The organism is Hymenobacter cheonanensis (genome assembly GCF_030581075.1).
Lineage (GTDB): Bacteria > Bacteroidota > Bacteroidia > Cytophagales > Hymenobacteraceae > Hymenobacter.
In genome coordinates, this window is record NZ_JAUQSW010000010.1 from 13,013 (window position 1) to 32,590 (window position 19,578).

At 63.1% G+C, this 19,578-nt stretch carries 12 protein-coding genes; 8 read left to right on the forward strand and 4 right to left on the reverse strand.

Annotated features, from left to right (window positions below):
• The first annotated feature begins 162 nt into the window (after positions 1-162).
• Positions 163-1,485 carry a family 1 glycosylhydrolase gene (locus tag Q5H89_RS17545; RefSeq protein WP_305020646.1) on the forward strand — a complete coding sequence of 441 codons (1,323 nt, stop codon included), beginning with the start codon at positions 163-165 and terminating at the stop codon, positions 1,483-1,485.
• Between the two features lie 95 nt (positions 1,486-1,580).
• Positions 1,581-2,318: an SDR family NAD(P)-dependent oxidoreductase gene (locus Q5H89_RS17550; RefSeq protein ID WP_305020647.1), complete on the forward strand. Its 738-nt coding sequence runs from the start codon at positions 1,581-1,583 to the stop codon at positions 2,316-2,318.
• A 142-nt stretch (positions 2,319-2,460) separates the two neighbouring features.
• Here Q5H89_RS17550 and Q5H89_RS17555 read toward each other — a convergent pair whose 3' ends face one another.
• The 3 genes from Q5H89_RS17555 to Q5H89_RS17565 all read right to left on the reverse strand — a co-directional run bounded on the left by Q5H89_RS17555 (position 2,461) and on the right by Q5H89_RS17565 (position 5,820).
• Positions 2,461-3,069, reverse strand: a complete 609-nt coding sequence (locus Q5H89_RS17555; RefSeq protein WP_305020648.1) for a hypothetical protein — start codon at positions 3,067-3,069, stop codon at positions 2,461-2,463.
• A gap of 89 nt (positions 3,070-3,158) precedes the next feature.
• Complete coding sequence (locus tag Q5H89_RS17560) at positions 3,159-3,917, reverse strand: hypothetical protein (RefSeq protein WP_305020649.1); 759 nt, start codon at positions 3,915-3,917, stop codon at positions 3,159-3,161.
• A gap of 67 nt (positions 3,918-3,984) precedes the next feature.
• On the reverse strand, positions 3,985-5,820 hold the full coding sequence (locus Q5H89_RS17565; protein WP_305020650.1) for a S8 family serine peptidase: 1,836 nt from the start codon (positions 5,818-5,820) through the stop codon (positions 3,985-3,987).
• Positions 5,821-5,963: 143 nt separating this feature from the next.
• Here Q5H89_RS17565 and Q5H89_RS17570 point away from each other — a divergent pair, with 143 nt between their 5' ends.
• The gene (locus Q5H89_RS17570; protein WP_305020651.1) at positions 5,964-6,773 is read left to right on the forward strand and encodes an OmpA family protein; all 810 of its coding nucleotides are present in this window, start codon (positions 5,964-5,966) and stop codon (positions 6,771-6,773) included.
• Between the two features lie 71 nt (positions 6,774-6,844).
• On the opposite strand, the gene Q5H89_RS17575 is transcribed toward Q5H89_RS17570, so the two are convergent.
• On the reverse strand, positions 6,845-8,920 hold the full coding sequence (locus Q5H89_RS17575; RefSeq protein WP_305020652.1) for a glycoside hydrolase family 65 protein: 2,076 nt from the start codon (positions 8,918-8,920) through the stop codon (positions 6,845-6,847).
• 323 nt (positions 8,921-9,243) lie between these two features.
• Here Q5H89_RS17575 and Q5H89_RS17580 point away from each other — a divergent pair, with 323 nt between their 5' ends.
• From Q5H89_RS17580 to Q5H89_RS17600, 5 genes are all read left to right on the forward strand, one after another.
• Complete coding sequence (locus tag Q5H89_RS17580; protein ID WP_305020653.1) at positions 9,244-12,033, forward strand: substrate-binding domain-containing protein; 2,790 nt, start codon at positions 9,244-9,246, stop codon at positions 12,031-12,033.
• A gap of 192 nt (positions 12,034-12,225) precedes the next feature.
• Positions 12,226-13,557 carry a sugar porter family MFS transporter gene (locus Q5H89_RS17585; RefSeq protein ID WP_305020654.1) on the forward strand — a complete coding sequence of 444 codons (1,332 nt, stop codon included), beginning with the start codon at positions 12,226-12,228 and terminating at the stop codon, positions 13,555-13,557.
• 87 nt (positions 13,558-13,644) lie between these two features.
• Complete coding sequence (locus Q5H89_RS17590; protein ID WP_305020655.1) at positions 13,645-14,502, forward strand: carbohydrate kinase family protein; 858 nt, start codon at positions 13,645-13,647, stop codon at positions 14,500-14,502.
• A 20-nt stretch (positions 14,503-14,522) separates the two neighbouring features.
• On the forward strand, positions 14,523-16,349 hold the full coding sequence (locus Q5H89_RS17595; RefSeq protein ID WP_305020656.1) for a glycoside hydrolase family 13 protein: 1,827 nt from the start codon (positions 14,523-14,525) through the stop codon (positions 16,347-16,349).
• Positions 16,350-16,507: 158 nt separating this feature from the next.
• Complete coding sequence (locus Q5H89_RS17600) at positions 16,508-19,555, forward strand: SusC/RagA family TonB-linked outer membrane protein (RefSeq protein WP_305020657.1); 3,048 nt, start codon at positions 16,508-16,510, stop codon at positions 19,553-19,555.
• Positions 19,556-19,578 lie beyond the last annotated feature (23 nt).

Consider the following 19,578-nt stretch of genomic DNA (forward strand, 5'->3'; position numbering starts at 1 on the left):
ATTCCTTGTTGACGGGCGCTTTCAACTGGCAAGCCAATACTTCATAAAGGCTTCATACGCAAAAAGAAAGCGCTCACTAGCCACCGTGCGAAGCTGGTTTCCGTAGGCTGCTTATTAGCCTGTTTTGCACCTCACGCTCCCGCCCATTTCATTCCACTTTTCATGGCTGCTTCCCAATTTCTCTTCGCTACCGGCATCGAAAACAGCAACCCGACCATCCAAAATGGCACCGTGCGCCAGGACGAGTATGAGAAGTGCGGCCATTATAAATTCTGGCAGAAGGATTTTGAGCTGGTGCAGGAGCTGGGGATTGAGTACCTGCGCTACGGGCCGCCCATCCACACGACCTGGATGGGGCCGGGCAAGTACAACTGGGATTTTGCCGACGCTACGTTCAACGATTTGCTGCGGCGCAACATCATGCCCATCGTGGACTTGTGCCACTTCGGGGTGCCCGACTGGCTGGGCAATTTTCAGAACCCCGATTTCCCGGCGCTCTTCGCGCAGTACGCCGGCGATTTTGCGCGCCGCTTTCCGTGGGTGCAACTCTACACGCCGGTGAATGAGATGTACATCTGCGCCGAGTTTTCGGCCCTCTACGGATGGTGGAACGAGCAGCTGGCCAGCGACCAGGCTTTTGTAACGGCCCTGAAATACATTGTGAAGGCTAACGTGCTGGCCATGCACGCCATCTTGGCGGTGCGGCCCGACGCGCTGTTTATCCAGAGCGAGTCGAGCGAATATTTTCACGCCTCTAACCCGGCCGCCATCAAGCCGGCCGAGCTGCTGAATGCCAAGCGCTTTCTGTCGCTGGACCTGAATTATGGCCGGCGCGTGGACTCGGATATGTATGAGTACCTGATGGATGGGGGCATGACGCGCGCCGAGTACCACTTCTTTCTGGATAATAACCTGAAGCACCAGTGCATCATGGGCAACGATTATTACCGCACCAACGAGCACCGCGTGCGGCCCGATGGCAGCACCGTGGCTTCGGGCGAAATATTTGGCTACCACGTCATTACCACCCAGTACCACGACCGCTACCAGCTGCCCGTGATGCACACTGAAACCAACCTCTGGCAGGGGCCCAACGGCGACGAGGCCGTGAACTGGCTCTGGAAGGAGTGGGCCAACGTGCTGCGCGTGCGCAACGATGGCGTGCCCATTGTAGGCTTTACCTGGTACTCGCTCACCGACCAGGTAGACTGGGACACCGCGCTGCGCGAAAGCCACGGCACTGTGAACCCGCTGGGCCTGTATGACTTAGACCGCAATATTCGGCCCGTGGGCGAGGCCTACAAAAAGCTCATCAGCCAGTGGCGCGAGGTGCTGCCCATGCAGTCGGCCTGCCTGCAAATGCCGCTCGTGCGGCCCCAGGACAGCAATGACGCCTGGGCCCGGCAGCAGCAGGCCGATGCGCAAGCCGCCCAAAACCAGCCCGCCGTAGCCGCCGCCAACGCTCCGCTGCAAGACAACCACTAGCCAGGCCAGGTGGCGGGCGGACGCGGCAAAGCCGCCCGCCTAAAATAGGTTAATAAAATACTCCTGCGCAGCTTGCGCTACAACTCTCCTACCCCATGCGTTTTCAAGATAAAGTAGTGATTATCACGGGTGGTGCCAGCGGCATTGGCCTGGCTATTGCCAAGCGGCTGGCCTCAGAAGGCGCCCGTATTGTGCTGGCCGATATCAACCAGACCAACCTCGACCAGGCCTCGCCCGACGTGCAGAAGGCCGGCGCGCCCGAGGTGCTGCCCACCATCTGCAACGTGGCCGATGAGAACCAGGTAATTGCCACCGTGCAGGCCACCCTGGCCAAGTTTAGCCGGCTGGATGTCATCATCAACAACGCTGGCCTGATGCAGTTTAAAGCGCTGGAAGAGCTGGATGGCGAAGACTGGCTGCGCGTGCTGAGCGTGGATTTGCTAGGAGCCTTTTACTTCACCAAGCAGGCCTTTCTGCACATGAAGCCGGGCGGCAACATCGTGAACGTGGCCAGCATCCACGCCATTGCCACCGAGGCGCTGGTGGCACCCTACGCGGCGGCCAAGGCAGCGGTGCTCTCGCTCACGCGCTCCGCAGTGATTGAGGGCAAGCCCAAGGGCATCCGTACCAACGTGGTGCTGCCCGGCGCCATCGACACGCCCATGCTCTGGAACAACCCCAACGTGAAGTCGGGCGTCGAAAAAATCAACCCCAGCGACGTGGGCAAGCCCGAAGACGTGGCCGCCATGGTGGCTTACCTGGCCTCGGACGATGCCGCGTTTGTGCAGGGCGCCGAGGTGCGCGTGGATGGCGGGCGCCTCGACCACTTGTAGGCTGGCAGGCTAGCTGGGCTGCACCTGCCCGCCCACATAAAACGCCGCTGGCACGGGACCATTATCCCGTGCCAGCGGTACCGTATGCATATCGCTGCTGGCACTCGCGGCACGCGTTAGCTGCAGCAAGCAATAGGCCGGTTTATTGATTGATAACTAGCACTTTTTTCAGCGTTTGCGAATAAGCCAGGCGGGTTTCGCCGCCGGAGCCCGGAAAATCGAACCCCACGGCGCGGGGGTCGTTGCGGAGGCTGGCCCAGGCCTGGGCATCTAGCTCGGCGGGCTGGGTAGCCGAGGCAGGCACAGCCGGCTGCACAAAGTGGCTAGGGCTAAAGAAATTATTCATGCCGCGCAGGATGCTGATTTCCTTGTCGCGCACGGTGGCCGACTGGTTGTTGCGCAGCGTGCGGTCGTCGAGCAGGGCCGTGGCGGGCAGCACCTCGTGGCGCAGCGTATCGCCCAGGCTGTTTATCACAAACAAATGCACCCGGCTGCTGAGCACGCGGGGGCCGCGCATTTGCAGGATAAAATTGTCGGGCGCCTGCGGGTTGGAGAAGGTGTGGCTGGTGCGCACCGTGTTCAGCACCGTGGCGCCGCCCACGCGCTCGCCGCGGCCATTGGGTGGCCGAAACTCGGTGCGCGGGTCTTTGCCTGAAGTAGAAGTGGCGGTTTCGCGCTCGGTGTTTACGCAGGAGCTGGCCGTGAGAATAATAGCGGCCAGAAAGCCGAGCTTGCAGGTAAAGGTGTTCATCAGAGAGAGGTTTAGGCAGGCAAAAAAACGGCAGCGAATGGCCTAGCGTCCGCTGCCGGGCTTTGTACGCAGGTGCGGCAGCCGGGGGTTCAGAACCAGCCCAGCTCAATGCCCAGCTGCCAGCGCGGCGGCTCGGGCAGGCCTGGCCCACGCAGGGCATTGCTGAGGCGGTAGCGGCCCACCAGGGCCAGCGAATTACTACCCAGGCGCACCCCCACCCCGCCCAGCCAGCGCGCCAGGTAGTCGGGCTGGTGGGCCACTATTTCGAGCCGGCCGCCGCTGGGCCCGGGGCCGGTGGTGGCGTAGGTGGTGGCAAAGGCCCAGCCGCCGTAGGCCAGCAGGTCGAGGTAGCGGCCCACGGTGTTGCCCCGGCGCAGGTAGGGGCTCAGGCGCAGGCTGGCCTCGCCCTGCACCTGGTGGTAGCTGAAATACTGGTTGTCGAAGCCCGTGCCGAAGGGGCCGGGGCGGCTGGCCCCGGGGTCGAGGCCGTAGCGCAGGTAGGCGTAGCGCAGGTCAGTATTGAGCGCAAAGAAGGGCCCCAGCCGCCGCTTGAGCCGGCCGCCCAATTGCAGTTCGGAAGCCGCAAAGCCGTACTTCACCCCTAGTGCGCTGGGGCCGGCGGCCAGCGAGTAGCCCCCATATAAGTGCCCGAAATAGCGCCGGTTAGGCCCCGTGCGGTTCGGAATAGTGTCCTCGGCCACGTCGGCTTGCAGCAGCACCTGCTGGGCCCGGGCGGCCGGGGCGCTCAGCAGCAGGGCTAGCAGCAGGAGCCCCGCTAGCACATACGCAGGCGCCAGGTCGCGCAGACGGGAGGTAACAGGTAAAAGTGAAGAGGTAAAAAACGTCATTGCTTCAGCATACATGGAAGGAGTCAATTCTACCTCTTCCCTTTCAACTTTTACCTTCCGATTAGCGCTATTCCGCATATTGCCCGGTATAGCCTTGATAATAAACGCGCAGCACATTGCCGTTTTTGGCCAGTCGGCGCGGCACCTGCACTACCAGCCGCTGGGTGGCGGCGCGCACCTCGTAGCGGTGCAGCACGCCGCGCGCGTTGGCCAGGTGCCAGTAGAGGCGCCCCGGGTAGGCGGGGTACGGCGGCAGGGCGGGTGCCGGGCCGGGCGGGGCGTCGTGCTCCTTGCCCACGGGCCGCACATCGGGGGCGGTGGGCGTGCCGGGCGGGCGCTCGGGGGTGGGCGGCGTGAGCCAGTCGGTGGTGCCGGCGGCCAGCTCGTCGGTTTCGGCCACCAGAGGCAGCGGGCGGGCGGCGGGCACAGTAGCGGCGGGCCGCAGCACCACGGCCACCAGCGAGTCGTGCACCACAAAGTCGAACGTGGGCTCCGGGGCCGGCGGCGGGCCTAGCCGCCGGGCCAGCAGGCGGCTGGCCTCGGGCCGGCCGTAGCCGTGGGCATAGTCGTAATACGGATACAGCTCGCCGGCCTCGCGCACCTGCCGAAACAGCTCCATGGCCGTGAGCTTGCCGCCCCCGGCCTGCTGCGCGCAAGCCGCCAGCCCCGCCACCAGCGGCGCCGAAAACGAGGTGCCCTCGACGCGCTCGAAGCCGCCCGAGGCATTGGCCGTGAGCACGATGCCGAAGGCCGACACATCGGGCTTGAGGCGGCGGTCGGCACTGGGCCCTACCGAGCTGAAGGCCAGGTGCAGGCCGGTGGCCGGGTCGAGGCCGCCCACGGCCAGCACCGAGTCGGCATCGGCGGGCGTGCCAATGCGGCCCCAGTCGTCGTCGCCATCGTTGCCGGCGGCGCTCACCACCAGCATCCCCTTGCGGGCCGCCAGCGTGGCCGCCCGCCCGATGAGCGAGTGCCGGCCATCCATCTGCTCGGGAAAGTAGCGCTGCTCGGTATAGGCCAAGGACGAGCTGATGATGTCGGCGCCCTGCTGGTCGGCCCACTCGGCGGCGCGCAGCCAGGCTTCTTCCTCGCTGTAGCGCTCGCTGGCTAGCCCCTCGGTGCGGGCCAGCAGGTAGGTGGCGGCCGGGGCCAGGCCCAGCGCCGGGCCCAGGTGCAGGGTATCGGGGCCGGGCAGGCGGCCGGCCAGGCAGCCCAGCACCTCGGTGCCGTGCGAGCCGCCCCGAAACACGCCCGGCTGGTTTTTCAGAAAATCGTAGGTGGCCACGATGCGCCGCTCGCGCCGCAGCGCCCGGAAAGCCGGGTGCCAGTCGGCCCCCCGAAAGCCTACATCAAACACCGCGATGCGCACGCCCTGCCCCAGCAGGCCGGCCCGGCTGAGGTCGGCGCGCCCGAGGGCGGCGGTTTGCTGGCGGGCCAGCAGGTAGTCGGCCGGCGACACGGCGGGGCGGCCAGCGGCGCTTTGACTTGGGCTGGCCACTTGTTTTTCAGTCTTATAGTAACTAGCCGGCCGCAGCCGGCTGGCCAGCGGCCAGGCCACCACGCTAGCCACGACGGGTAGCTGGCGCAGCGCGGCAGCCTGGGCCGGCGTGGCGCGGCAGGCCACGGCATTAAACCAGCGGCTAACCAGCGTGAGCGTATCGACGCGGGCCTGCACGGCGGCCACGTAGGCGGGCGGCACGGGGCGGTCGCTAAAGTCGGCGGCGGGCAGGCCCTGGCGCTGGCGGCGCGCCTGCGCGGCCGGGCTGAAGTAGTGAGCGGGGTCGAACTGCACGCCCGCCTTGTCGCGGAAGCTGACCCAGTAGCGGGCCGGCGCCTGGGCCTGGCTAGGGCCGGGCACGACCAGCAGCCGCACCAGACAAAGTAGCAGTAGAAGTATGCGCATAAAAGAGAAGGGCAGCGCGCAAAAGTACCCCGGCGCCGCGCTCTGGCCCAGGCGGGCGGGCAACCTGGGCTTTGGCCGGGCCGTTTAGCCCGAGTGTCCTGGCCCAAGCTAGGTCGTTTTTACCACTTTACGTGCGTTAGCTAATGTCTCATTCTTCGAAAAACCTCGCTGCCCCTACCCTGCTGCTGGCCGTGGCGCTGCTAGCCCTGCCGGGCTGCAACCAGAAGGAAATTGCGGCTTTGCAGCAGCAAAATGCCGACCTTACCAAGTCGCGCGACCAGCTGCAGGCCGAAAAGATGGCGCTGCAACAAGCTAAAAACCAAAACGAAGCCGCCCTCGGCGCCGACCTGCTGGCCCGCAACAACCGCGTAAACCAGCTCAACCAGACGCTGGGCACTACCGAGCAGGACCTGGCCGGCAAAAACGCCCGCGTGGCCGAGCTTCAGCGCGTGCTGGACGAGAAGGACGCCGCCACCAACGCCCTGCGCAAAAAAGTGGCCGATGCCCTGCTAGGCTTCAACTCGCAGGATTTGCAGGTGAACGTCAAAAACGGCAAAGTCTACGTGTCGCTCTCCGAGCAGCTGCTCTTCAAATCGGGCTCGACCAAGGTGGACCCGGCTGGCCAGGATGCGCTCATCAAGCTGGCTAATGCGCTGACGGGCAACAAGGACGTGAACATTCTGGTAGAAGGCCACACCGACAACGTACCCATCAAGGGCGTGGTAAACGGCGCCAAGGACAACTGGGACCTGAGCGTGCTGCGCGCCACCGAAATCACGCGCCTGCTCACTGCGGCGGGCATCGACCCCACGCAGATAACGCCCTCGGGCCGCGGCCAGTACCTGCCCGTGGCGGCCAACGATACGCCGCAGGACAAGGCCCTGAACCGCCGCACCGATATTATCCTGACGCCGAAGCTCGATGAGCTGTTTTCGATTTTGAATACCAACTAGGAATCAAGTAAATAAAAGCGCCCGGCAGGCTGAGCCTGTCGGGCGCTTTTATTTACTTGATTCCTAGTGAATTACGGGCCCTGGCGCCCCACTGAGTAAGTCTTTCGCCCCGGCCCCACGCCGGTAATCTTCACCGATTGCCAGCCGCTGGGCAGGGCCGTTTTGCGCTGCACGATGCCTAGCGGGGTGATGTCGAGCCCGCCGAAGCCCATGAGCACGGCTTGCAGCACGCCGCCCGCGCCGGTGGCGAAGTAAGGGTTGGTACCGCCCTTGGTTTCGGCGATGACGCGGAAGGGCGGCAGCAGATTGGGTGTGTAGGCATCCTGGAAGAAGTGCTGGGCCTTGGCCCCGTCGCCGAGCCTAGCGTAGAGCAGCGCGAAGATGGCTTGGGTCATGGCCGGCGTGCCCTCGTTGGGCACGCGGGTTTCGTAGTAAGCCAAGTCCTTGCGAATCTGGGCCGGGTCGGTGATAGTGCCGAGCGGGAACGCCAGCAAATTCACATCGCCCTGCTTGATGCCCTCGCCGTGGTAGGTGGCATGCTCCTTGGTCACGCCGTCGGGCATTTTGAGGATGGGAATGTTTTGAGCCACTAGGGCCCAGTCGGCGTTGGCGGGGCGGCCTAGCAGGCGGGCGGCGGCGGCGGCGGCGCGCAGGTTGGCCTGGGCGGCGGCATTGGTGAAGGCGTCGTTATCCACGTTTTCGGCCCACTCATCCGAGGCCACCACGTTCTTGATGTCGTAATGGCCGGGGCCGTTGCGCTCGACGCGGCTGGCCCAGAAATCGGCGGTGGCCTGCAAAATGGGCCAGCCTTTCTCGCGCAGCCAGTCTTTGTCCTGCGTCACGCAGTAGTACTGCCAGGCCGCTAGCCCTACGCAGGCCGAAATGTGGTGCTCAAATGGCCCGCTCAGCGCCCACACGGGCGTTTCCTCCACGCCGGTATCGGCGCTCTCCCAAGGGTACATGGCGCCTTTATAACCGTGCTCAAAGGCATTGCGCCGGGCCAGGTCGAGGCGATTGAAGCGGTACTCGACCAGCGACTTCGCGATTTCGGGGTGCAGCACGAGCAGGGCTGGGTACATCCACAAGTCGCTGTCCCAGAATACGTGGCCGTTGTAGCCCAGCCCCGAGAGGCCCATCGGCGAGGGCGAGTAATCGGTGCCGGCCCGCGAAAAGCTGTAGAGGTGGTACAGCATACTGTGCACATCCTGCTGGGCCTGGGCGTCGCCGGCTATCTGAATATCGCTGCGCCACAAGTCCTGCCAGGCTTTGCGATGAAAGTCGAGCAGGCGCTGGCGGCCTTCGAGGCGGGCAAAGATGGTGAGGCGCTCGGCCTCATTGAGTGGGTCGGGGTGGTGGGCCGAAGTAATGCTGGAGCCCGCCACGGCATAGGCGTAGGTCTGGCCGGCCTTCAGCGCCTTGCTGAATTTCATGAGGTGCATGTTGTTGTCCCACATCTCATGAATGATGCGCGGCTCCTGGCCGTGCGGCTCCTCAAACAGAAAGCTGTTGGAGGCGCACAACGTCAGCTTGCCCGTCGGGCTTTTAGCCGACGAAGTGAGCAGGCTGAGCGTGGCGTGGGGCCGGTCTATCTCGTTGTAGTAGTTCTGCGCATCGCGCAGGGCATCAGGCGTTTCCATCACGCTGGCGGCCGTGAGGGCCAGGTCCTTCCTGGCCGTGATGCTAACATCCATGAGCACCGTGAAGGGCAGGTGGCGCAGGGCGTAGTAGGTGTAGCTGACGGTAGCCTTGTCGCCGTAGTCAAACGTAGTGGTGAGGCTAGCCCCCTGCATATCAAGCTGCTGCCGGAAGTTGCTGGCATCCTGGGCGCCCAGGCGGTGGCCGTCCATTTCCAGGTACATATTCAGCAGGTTGAAGCTGTTGAGGAAGTTGCTGACCCGGCCTCGGCCGTACTGGTCGTAGGCGCCGGCCAGCACCACGTTTTTGACCTGAAACGGCACCGGCGACGACACGATGCCCAGCATGCCGTTGGCCACCGTCACGCCGTAGTAGTGGCTAGGGTCAATCTTATCGGCGCTGATGCGCCAGGGGTCGGGCGGGGCCTGGGCGGCCAGCGGCCAGCTAGCCAGCAGCAGGCAGCAAACGATACAGAGGCGCGCCGCAAACCAGCGGGAAACGGGTGGGAACATGGAAGGAGGAAAAGAGGCGAAAACGCGAGCGAGCCGATTAGTACAGGCCAGCCCACGCCGGGGAAGCTACTCCCGCAGAAGTTCGTCAAAAATAAGCAGGGCAACTGGCAATCAATTGCCTAGGGGGCACTATTTACTGGCTGCGGTGCGGGGTGGCCTGGTGGGCGCCCCCGCACCGCAGCCAGTAAATAGTGCTTTTCTATCTACCTTGACGCCGAAATCAGAAACTCCTGATTAAATACGTTTGGTTTGATGATAGTTAGCTACCTTCATTCCGGCGGCTGCCTCCCTAGGCAGCCGTATGCTCTTTCCATCCCCACCCGTTGAAAACTCTCCTGCTATCTGGTTTGGGTTGCCGGCTGCTGGCCTTTTTGCTGCTGGCAGGGCTAGCCAGCTGTGCCCCGGCCGCGCGCACGCCGGTCTACCACATCGGCTTTTCGCAGTGCACCACCGGCGATGCCTGGCGCCAGGCCATGCTGGCGGGCATGGAAAAGGAGCTGAGCTTCCACCCCAACGTGCAGTTTCAGATGCTGGACGCCCGCAACGATACCGAGCTGCAGCGGCGCCACATTCAGGAGTTTATCCGGCAGCGGGTCGATTTGCTCATTATCTCGCCCAACCAGGCCACGCCCCTCACCGAGCTTGTGGATGCGGCCTATGCCTCGGGCATCCCGGTCATTATCCTCGACCGGCGCACCACCTCGCAGCACTACACGGCCTACGTGGGCGGCAACAACCTCGAAGTGGGCCGCACGGCGGGCCGCTACGTGGCCCAGCAGCTGCACGAGCGGGGCCAGGTGCTCGAAATACTGGGCCGGCCGGGCTCATCGCCGGCCACCGACCGGCACGTGGGCTTTGTGCAGGCCCTGGCGGCCTACCCCAACCTGCGCATCGCAGCCCAGTTTTCGGGCGAGTGGCAGCCGGGCCCGGTGCTGGCGCAGCTGCCCGCCTTGCTGCGCCAGCACCCCGGCATCAGGCTCATTTTTGCCCACAACGACCCCATGGCTAGGGCCGCCCACCAAGTGGTGCAGCAGCTGGGGTTAGAGCGGCGCATCCGCATTGTGGGGGTTGATGGCCTGCCGGGGCCGGGCAATGGCCTGGAACTGGTGGCCCGCGGCGACCTGCAAGCCACGCTGCTGTACTCGCCGGGCGGCGAGGAAGCCATTCGCACGGCGCTGCGCATTCTGGGCCACGAGCCGTATGCCAAAGATAACATCTTGGTAACAATGGTAGTAGACTCGGCCAACGTGCAGGCCGTGCGCAGCCAAACCGAGCGGCTGGTGGCTCAGCAGCGCGATATTTTTCGGCAGCAGCAGCGCTGGCAACTGCAGCAGGTGCGCTACGACCACCAGAAGATGCTGGTGTACCTGCTGCTGGCCAGCCTGCTGGGGGCCGTGCTGCTGGGAGCGCTGGCCTGGCGCTCGTCGCGCCTCAACCGGCGCATCCGGCGGGTGCTGGAGGGGCAGAATGCCGAAATCAGCCAGCAGCGCAACCAAATTGCCGACCTGGCCGAGCAGGCCCGCGCCGCCGCCGAGGAAGTGCGCCGCACCTCGGAGGCCAAGCTGCGATTTTTCACCAACTTCTCGCACGAGCTGCGCACGCCGCTCACCCTCATTCTGGGGCCGGTCGAGGACTTGCTCACTAGCCCCGCCGACGACCTCACGCCGCCCCAGCGCCACGACCTGAGCCTGGTGCGCCGCAACACCCAGCGGCTGCTGCAGCTCGTGAATCAGCTCATGGATTTTCGCAAAATCGACGTGGGCAAGATGGCCGTGCGCGCTACCGAGGGCGACCTGGTGGGCTTCGTGCGCGAAATCATGGACGTATTTGAGAAAACGGCGCGCCGCCGGGGCATCACCTTCCGGTTTGTGGCGGCCGAGTCGGTTATCTTTCTGTGGTTTGACGGCGAGATTCTCGACAAGGTGTTTTTCAACCTCCTCTCCAACGCCTTCAAGTACACGCCCGACGGCGGGCAGATAACGGTGAGCATCCGGCTCGAAAAAGCCGATAAGCAAGTGTGCGTCAGCGTCGAAGATACCGGCCGCGGCATTGCCAAAGCCGACCAGCCGCACATTCTGGAGTGGTTTTACCAGGGCAGCCAGCCCACGCCCAATAGCTCGGGGCTAGGCCTGGCCCTGGCCGAAGGGCTCACGCGGTTGCACCAGGGCACGCTCTCGTTCCGCAGCCAGCCCGGCCAGGGCAGCACCTTCGACGTGCGCCTGCCGCTCGAAAAGCCCGCTGCTTTTTTAGAGGTGGAAACCGGCCTGGCCCGGCCCGCCAGCGCGGCCGCCGCTCCCGAGGAAGAGCTGGCCCAGCCCATTTCGGCCACGCCGCCGCCGCGCCCCGAGGCCACGGCTCTTGTTATCGAAGACAACGAGGAAGTACGCGAGTTTTTGGTGCAAAAGCTGCAGCCTTACTTCCAGGTGAGCACGGCAGCCGATGGCGCTACGGGCCTGCGCCTGGCCAGCGACACCATTCCCGACGTGATTGTGTGCGACGTGGGCCTGCCCGAGCTTAGCGGCCTGGAGGTGGCTAGCGCCCTCAAGGGCGACTGGCGCACCTCGCACATTCCGCTGGTGCTGCTCACGGCCCAAAGTGCGCCCGAGCAGCAGGTGGCCGGCGTGCAGGCCGGCGCCGACCTCTACCTTACCAAACCGTTCAACCCCACCTTTTTGCTCGAAAGCCTGCGCACGCTGCTGCGCAACCGCGACCAGCAGCGCGAGCACTTTCATCGGCAGCTCTCGGGCGGCGCGCCCAGTGCGGCGCCGCTGCGGGTCGACCAGAAGTTTTTGGCCGACCTAGCTGCCATTATCGAAGGCCGCCTCGACCAGCCCGGCCTGAATGTCGATGACATTGCCCACAGCCTGGGCGTGTCGCGCACGCAGCTCTACCGCAAGGTGAAGGCGCTGCTCGGCACCGGCGTCACCGAATATATCCAGACCGTGCGCCTCACCAAAGCCCGGCAGCTGCTGCTGCAGGAAGGCAGCACCGTGGCCGATGTGGCCTACCAGACGGGCTTCTCGTCGCCCTCCTACTTCTCGACCGCTTTTAAGGGCAAATACCAGGTGTCGCCCTCCGAGTTTAAAGCCCTGCACACGCACCTGCGGGTCTGACCGATTTTTAAAAGTTGCGCTACGCAATCAAAGAACCGGCCTTGGTGAGTCAGTACTCACTTTATTTTATTTTCTTGAATAGCAGTTATTTACGTCAAAAAAAATCCTCTGCATCAATTTTAAACGCATTTGGAATGCTAGTGCACGCCTAGCCAGGCAGCCCCCCGGACTTTTGTACAAACGATTCCGGTCATGGTGCAACGCAAAGTTCTTTTTTGGTCTATTGTTACGGCGCTCGGCGGCTTTCTGTTCGGGTTTGACACGGCTGTGATTTCGGGTGCCGAGAAAGCTATTCAGCAGCTCTGGCACCTGAGCGCTGTAGAGCATGGCTTCACTATTTCCATTGCTCTCATCGGCACGGTGCTCGGCGCCATGTTTGGCGGCATCCCGAGCGATAAGCTGGGCCGCCGCCAAACGCTGCGCTGGATTGCGGTGCTCTACCTAGTGTCGGCGCTGGGCGCGGCGCTGGCCCCGGCCTGGGTGCCGTTTATGGTCTTCCGCTTTCTGGGCGGGCTGGGCGTGGGCGCCTCCTCGGTCACGGCGCCGCTCTATATCTCCGAGATTTCGCCGGCCGACTCGCGCGGCAAGCTGGTAGGGCTGTTTCAGTTCAATATCGTGTTCGGTATTCTGGCGGCCTACCTCTCTAACTACCTGCTAGCCAATACGGGCAGCCACTCGTGGCGCCTCATGCTGGGCGTGCAGGCGGTGCCGGCCGTGGCCTTTCTGCTGTTCCTGTTTCGGGTACCCGAAAGCCCGCGCTGGCTGCTGCTGCACGGCCGCCTGGCCGAGGGCAAAGACGTGCTGCGGCTCATCAACCCCGCCACCGTGGAGGCCGACACGGCCGCTATCCTCACGGCCCAGGCCGATGCCGGCCAGCAGAGCGAGTCGCTCTGGGCGGCGCAATACCGCACGCCGGTGCTGCTGGCCATGGCCTTCGCCTTCTTCAACCAAGTATCTGGCATTAACGCTATTATCTACTATGCGCCGCGCATTTTTGAGATGACGGGGCTAGGCCAGGGCGCGGCCCTGCTGTCGTCGGCGGGCATCGGGCTGGTCAATTTTATCTTTACGCTGCTGGGCGTCAACGTTATCGACCGTTTTGGGCGGCGCTCGCTTATGCTGGTGGGTTCGCTCGGGCTCATTGCCACGCTGGGGCTGGTAGCAATGGCCTTCTATACCCAGCGCTTTCAGCTCTTTGGCGGCCTGCTGGTGCCGGGGCTGCTGTTTGCCTACATCGCCTTCTTCGCCTTCTCGCAGGGCGCCGTTATCTGGGTCTTCATCTCCGAGATTTTCCCGAATGCCGTGCGGGCCAAGGGCCAGGCGCTGGGTAGCTCCACGCACTGGGTCATGGCCACGGTTATCGCCTTCACTTTCCCCTACTTCGCCGAGCGCCTGGGGGGCGGCAACACGTTCGCTTTTTTCTGCGGCATGATGGTCTTGCAGCTTGTGTTCGTGCTGCGCTTCATGCCCGAAACCAAGGGCACCAGCCTGGAGGGCGTGGCCAAAACGCTGGTCATGCACTAGGGCCACACTGATTTATACTTCACTTAAATTCAACTTGTTGGCAACATTTTACCCTTCGCTCTTATGGCTATTGTCTGCTTTGGAGAAATGCTCTGGGACGTCCTGCCAACGGGCAAGCAGCCCGGCGGCGCCCCGCTCAACGTGGCTGTGCACCTGCGCAACTTCGGGCAGGAGGCCCTGCTTATCAGCCGCGTGGGCCACGACGACCTGGGCGCCGAGCTACTAGGCTTTGTGCAAAGCAAAGGCCTGAGCACCTGCTACATCCAGCGGGGCGAAACCCACCTCACGGGCGTGGTAAAGGCCAATGTGAGCGACAGCCACGAGGTTACCTACAAGATAGTGCAGCCCGTGGCCTGGGATTACATCCAGTACGAAGACGCGTTAGGGCCGCTGGTAGAAGCCGCCGATGCCTTTGTATTTGGCAGCCTGGCCGCCCGAAGCGGCGCCACCCGCGAAACGCTGTATCGCCTGCTGCAGCGCGCTCCTTTTAAGGTGTTCGACGTGAACCTGCGCGCTCCGCACTACTCGCGCAACGTGGTGACCTACCTGCTGCGCCAGGCCAACCTGGTGAAGCTCAACCACCACGAGCTGAGCGAGATAATGGGCTGGTTTGGGGCTAGCCCCGACGAGGAAACCGCCCTGCACTGGCTCGCCGACCGCTTTCAGCTGCAAGCCGTGTGCGTGACCAAGGGCGCCGATGGGGCCGTGCTCTGGGCCAACGGGCAGTTGCACCGCAGCCCCGGCATTGCGGTGCAGGTGCAGGATACCATTGGCAGCGGCGATGCTTTTCTGGCGGCGCTGCTCAAGGGCTGGCTAGCCGGCCAGCCGCCGGCCGAGATGCTGGCCTTTGCCTGCGCGGCGGGCTCGCTGGTAGCCACGCACCAAGGCGCCACGCCCGCCATTTCGGCGGCCGACGTGCTGGCGCTAACAGCCGCTACTACCTGATTTTCAGCATCTTAATTGTTATGAGCGCTTTACGCTTGCCTTTTTCAAGTCCTCCCGTTTTTCGCCTGGCTGCCGCTCTGCTGCTGGCTGGCGGCGCCGTGGCCTGCAACCAAACCACCAAAACGGAAACCGGGACAACTACCGCCACGCAGCCCGACAAGGCAACTACTACGCCAGCGCCTAAGGCCTTGGCTAAACCCGCTGGCTGGTGGAAGGAAACTGTTGTTTATCAGCTCTATCCGCGCAGCTTCCAGGATAGCAACGGCGACGGCGTGGGTGATTTGAAGGGCATCATCTCGCGGCTCGACTACCTCAAGAGCCTGGGCGTGGGCACGGTGTGGCTGAACCCCATCTACGCTTCGCCCAACGACGACAACGGCTACGATATCAGCGATTACCGCCAGATAATGCCCGAGCTTGGCACCATGGCCGACTTTGATGAGCTGCTGAAGGGCATGCACGCCCGCGGCATCAAGCTGGTAATGGACCTGGTGGTGAACCACAGCTCGGACGAGCACGCCTGGTTTAAGTCGGCGCGGGCCTCGCGCACCAGCCCCTACCGCGACTATTACTACTGGTGGCCCGCCGAAAAAGGCACGCCCCCGGCGCGCTTCAGCACCTTCGATGTCAAGAACAATGCCTGGCAGTACGACGCGCCCACCAAGAGCTACTACCTGCATTACTTCTCCAAAAAGCAGCCCGACCTGAACTGGAACAACCCCAAGCTGCGCCAGGAAGTGCACAACATCATGCGCTACTGGCTCGATAAGGGTATCGACGGTTTCCGCATGGATGCCTTTCAGTTTGTGGCCAAAGACCCCACGTTTCCGCCCATGCCGGGCCTCACGCAGGCCAACTATACCAACGCCTACAACCACGGCCCGCACCTGCACGACTACCTCAGGGAGATTAACGAGCAGGTGCTCAGCCACTACAACGTGATGAGTGTGGCTGAGGGCGCCGGCCGTAACCCCACCGAGGCTATGCTCTTCGTGGACCCCGCCCGCAAGGAGCTGGACATGACCTATCACTTTGAGGGCGTGGGCGTGGGCAGCAATTCGGATACGTACAAGCTCACCGACCTCAAGCGCGTGTTTACGAAGTGGGACAGCGCCTTTGCCCAGAAGGGCTGGCAGGCCATCGACCTGGGCAACCACGACCAGCCGCGCATGGTGAGCAAGTTTGGCGACGACCGCCTGGCCTTCCGCGCCCCCTCGGCCAAGCTGCTCAATACCTTTTTGCTGACCATGCGCGGCACGCCCTATTGCTACAACGGCGACGAGCTGGGCATGACCAACAGCCCCTTCACGGGCATTGCCGACTACCGCGACGTGGCGGCGCGCAACGCCTACACCGCGCTCAGGCAGCAGGGCGGCGATGAAAAAGCATTTTTTCACTCGCTAGCCCGCTTCTCGCGCGACCACAGCCGCACGCCTTTTCAGTGGAATGCCTCGGCCAACGCCGGCTTCACCACCGGCACGCCCTGGATTAAGGTGAACCCCAACTACGTGACGCTCAATGAGGCTAGCGAGGACAAAGACTCGGCTTCGGTGCTCAACTACTTCCGGCGGGCCATTGCCGTGCGCAAGCAGCACAAGGTGCTGGTACATGGCCAATACCAACTGCTCGACGCGGCCAATCCTAACATCTACGCCTACACCCGCACGCTAGAGGCCGAAAAGGTACTGGTGGTGCTCAACTTCTCGTCGGCGCCGCGCACCTGGCCCCTGCCGGCCGGCCTCACCCCGAGCGGCGCGCCCTGGCTCAACAACTACTCCGGCGCGGCTCCTGCCGGCCCGGCCCTGGCCCTACAGCCCTGGCAGGCAGTGGTCTATCAGCTGCGATAAGCCCGGCCAGGCAGCCGCAATTACTTTTTGATACGCTTTTCATTTTCCAGGTTTCACTCAGTTTCGGTGCCTTTCGCGGCCATTTTTTGGAATCGATTGGGCTAGGTTGCCAACCGGCTGGGTGCTCGCAGTATTTCCCACTTTAACCCTTTTCACTCATGCGTAACACCTGTTACTCAACCTACCAAGCCTACGAGCAGCCGGCGGCCCGGTCGGCGCTCAGCGGCAAGACGCTGCTGCTGGCTCTTTTTCTGCCCATCATCGGCCACGCGCAAACGGCCCGTGAAGTGACGGGCAGGGTGACGGATGCCACCGGCACCGCCCTGCCGGGCGTAACGGTACTCGTGACGGGCACCTCCATCGGGGCCAGCACCGGGGCCGACGGCGATTTCCGCGTGCAGGTGCCCGCTACGGCTACCTCGCTCACGGTGTCGTTTGTGGGCTATGCCCGCCAAACGGTGAGCATTACGGGCCGCAACACGGTGACCATTGCGCTGAAGGATGATGCCCAGGCCCTGGCCGACGTAGTGGTGGTAGGCTATGGCACCGTGAAGAAAAGCGACCTGACCGGCGCCGTGTCGGCGCTTAGCCCCAAAGATTTCAACAAGGGTACCTTTACCTCGCCCGACCAGCTTATCCAGGGCCGCGCCTCGGGGGTGCAGATAACGCAGAACAGCGGCCAGCCGGGGGGCGCCAGCACCATCCGCATCCGGGGCAACTCGGCCGTGACGGGCACCGGCCAGCCGCTGTACGTAGTGGATGGCGTGCCGCTGGACGGCCGCACCGCCCGCCCCGGCCTCACGACGGCCTTCGGCGACAGCCCCGACAGCAACCCGCTGCTCTTCCTGAACCCGGCTGATATCGAGAGCGTCGACATTCTGAAAGATGCCTCGGCCACTGCCATCTATGGCTCGCGCGCAGCCTACGGCGTGGTGATTGTGACCACCAAGCGGGGCAAGGTGGGCGAGGCGCAGCTGGATTTTGGGTCCAGCTTCGGCTTCTCAAAAATCCTGCGGCGCATCGATGTGCTCAATGCCGACCAGTACCGCCAGGCCCTAACTTACTACGGGGCCCCGACCAGCAATGACAAGGGCCAGAACAACGACCCGCTAGGGGCAATTCTGCAAACGGCGCCGCTGCAGAACTACAACCTGGCCGCCAGCGGCGGCACGGAAAACGGGCGCTACCGCCTCTCGCTGAGCTACCTCAATCAGAAAGGCATCGTTAAGACTACGGGGCTGGAGAAATACACCGGCGCGTTTGCAGGCAACTACAAATTTTTGGAAAGCAAGCGCCTGGGCCTGGACCTGAACCTGAAAGTGGCCCAGGTGAACGAGCAGCTGGCGCCCATTACCAACAACGGTGACTTCCGGGGCAGCATCATCGGGCAGGCGCTCCAGTGGAACCCCACCGACTCGCTCTACAGCGCCAACGGCCAGCCCGTATCGCGCCTGGGGAGCACCACCATCAACCCGGTGGCCACGCTCAACTACTACCACGACCGCGCGCGCACGACGACCGCGCTGGTATCGATATCTCCCTACTACAAGTTTACCGATTGGCTCGAATACCGGGCTTTGTTTGCGGGCACTTACAGCACGGGGCAACGCCGCAGCTACATCGACCAGCGCCTCAACATTGCTGATTATCAACAGGTAGGCTTTGCCGCTATTAACAGCGCCGAGCTGCTGACCCAGCAGATGACCCACACGCTGAACTTCAACAAGAAGCTAGGCAGCGACTTCAACCTGAATGCCCTGCTGGGCTACGAGTACCAGAAATTCAACTACTCGACTGCCGCGCTGAGCGGGCGCGGGCCGGTAAACCCCAACACGGGCACGCCTATCGGCTTCGGAACCTACGGGCTCGACTACACCAACTACCTGCAGTACTCCAACCCCTCGGGCCGCAGCGTCTCCTCCACGGTTGACCCCGTAACGGAGCTGCAGTCGTTCTTCGGCCGGGCAATCATCAACTACAAGGACCGCTACCTGCTGACGGCCACGCTGCGCGCCGACGGCTCTACCAAGTTTGGCGACAATAACAAGTACGGCTACTTCCCGTCGGTATCGGTAGCCTGGGATATCAGCCAGGAAGAATTCTTCAAGTCGGCTACGGCCTTCAACCAGCTGAAAATTCGGGCCGGCTACGGCCGCACCGGCAACCAGGAATTCCCGGCCGGCGCCTCGCGCTCGCAGTACTCGTTCCTGAACAACAACGGCGGCATCAGCCAGATTACCAACTTTAACCCCAACCTGAAGTGGCAGTCGGACGACCAGTTTGACGTGGGCACCGACATTGCCCTGTTCAACAACCGCCTGACCCTGACGGCCGACTACTTCTACAAGCGCACCACCGACCTGCTCTACCCCAACATCCCGGGCTACCCGGCGGCCCCTGGCGGCAGCAGCGTTATCTGGTCGAACCTGAACGGGCAGATTGTGAACAAAGGCGTGGAAATTATCGCCAGCGCGTCTATTGTTGAAGGCACTAATTTTGGCCTCAATATTGGCGGCAACGCCACCTTTGTGCGCAACTCGGTATCGGGCCTGCCCGAAACGCTCATTATCCAAACCGGTGCGCTGAGCGGGCAGGGCCTGTCGGGGGTACTGGTAGAAACCATCCAGAACGGCCAGCCCCTCAACGGCTACCAGCTGCCGGTCTACAACGGCATCAACGCCACTACGGGCCTCTACAACGACTTTGGCCCGCGGCAGTACAGCGGCAACCCCAACCCTACCACGCTGGTAGGGTTTAACGCCCGGCTGCGCTTCCAGAAGCTTTCGCTCATTGCCAACTTCACGGGCGTATTCGGCAACATGATTTACAACAATACCTTCAACAGCGTATTGAACGTAAGCCAGATACGCTCGGGTAAAAACATTGCCCTGGCCGAGTACCAGTCGGGGGTAAAAGAGTCGCTGGCCAACGCCGTGACGCCCTCGACCCGCTACCTCGAAAGCGGCAACTACGTGAAGCTCTCTAACCTGACTCTCAACTACGAGGTCGGCAACATCGGCACCGTATTTAAGGGGCTGAACATCTTCGCTATCGGCCAGAACCTGGCCCTGATGACCAGCTACCGCGGCTTCGACCCCGAGGTGAACACCAACAAGGCTAATGGCGTGGTGCCCTCGGCCGGCATCGACTACACGGGCTACCCACCGGCGCGCACGTTTACGTTTGGCTTCAACGTTTCGCTCTAATCCCACCCTAGCACTTATTCTGA

What these genes read in the sequence shown, in the direction of transcription:
- Q5H89_RS17545 (WP_305020646.1), top strand. Translation starts at nt 163, where the DNA reads ATGGCTGCTTCCCAATTTCTCTTCGCTACCGGCATCGAAAACAGCAAC.
- Q5H89_RS17595 (WP_305020656.1), top strand. Translation starts at nt 14,523, where the DNA reads ATGAGCGCTTTACGCTTGCCTTTTTCAAGTCCTCCCGTTTTTCGCCTG.
- Q5H89_RS17565 (WP_305020650.1), bottom strand. Translation starts at nt 5,820, where the DNA reads ATGCGCATACTTCTACTGCTACTTTGTCTGGTGCGGCTGCTGGTCGTG.
- Q5H89_RS17590 (WP_305020655.1), top strand. Translation starts at nt 13,645, where the DNA reads ATGCTCTGGGACGTCCTGCCAACGGGCAAGCAGCCCGGCGGCGCCCCG.
- Q5H89_RS17555 (WP_305020648.1), bottom strand. Translation starts at nt 3,069, where the DNA reads ATGAACACCTTTACCTGCAAGCTCGGCTTTCTGGCCGCTATTATTCTC.
- Q5H89_RS17575 (WP_305020652.1), bottom strand. Translation starts at nt 8,920, where the DNA reads ATGTTCCCACCCGTTTCCCGCTGGTTTGCGGCGCGCCTCTGTATCGTT.
- Q5H89_RS17600 (WP_305020657.1), top strand. Translation starts at nt 16,508, where the DNA reads ATGCGTAACACCTGTTACTCAACCTACCAAGCCTACGAGCAGCCGGCG.
- Q5H89_RS17550 (WP_305020647.1), top strand. Translation starts at nt 1,581, where the DNA reads ATGCGTTTTCAAGATAAAGTAGTGATTATCACGGGTGGTGCCAGCGGC.
- Q5H89_RS17570 (WP_305020651.1), top strand. Translation starts at nt 5,964, where the DNA reads ATGTCTCATTCTTCGAAAAACCTCGCTGCCCCTACCCTGCTGCTGGCC.
- Q5H89_RS17585 (WP_305020654.1), top strand. Translation starts at nt 12,226, where the DNA reads ATGGTGCAACGCAAAGTTCTTTTTTGGTCTATTGTTACGGCGCTCGGC.
- Q5H89_RS17560 (WP_305020649.1), bottom strand. Translation starts at nt 3,917, where the DNA reads ATGACGTTTTTTACCTCTTCACTTTTACCTGTTACCTCCCGTCTGCGC.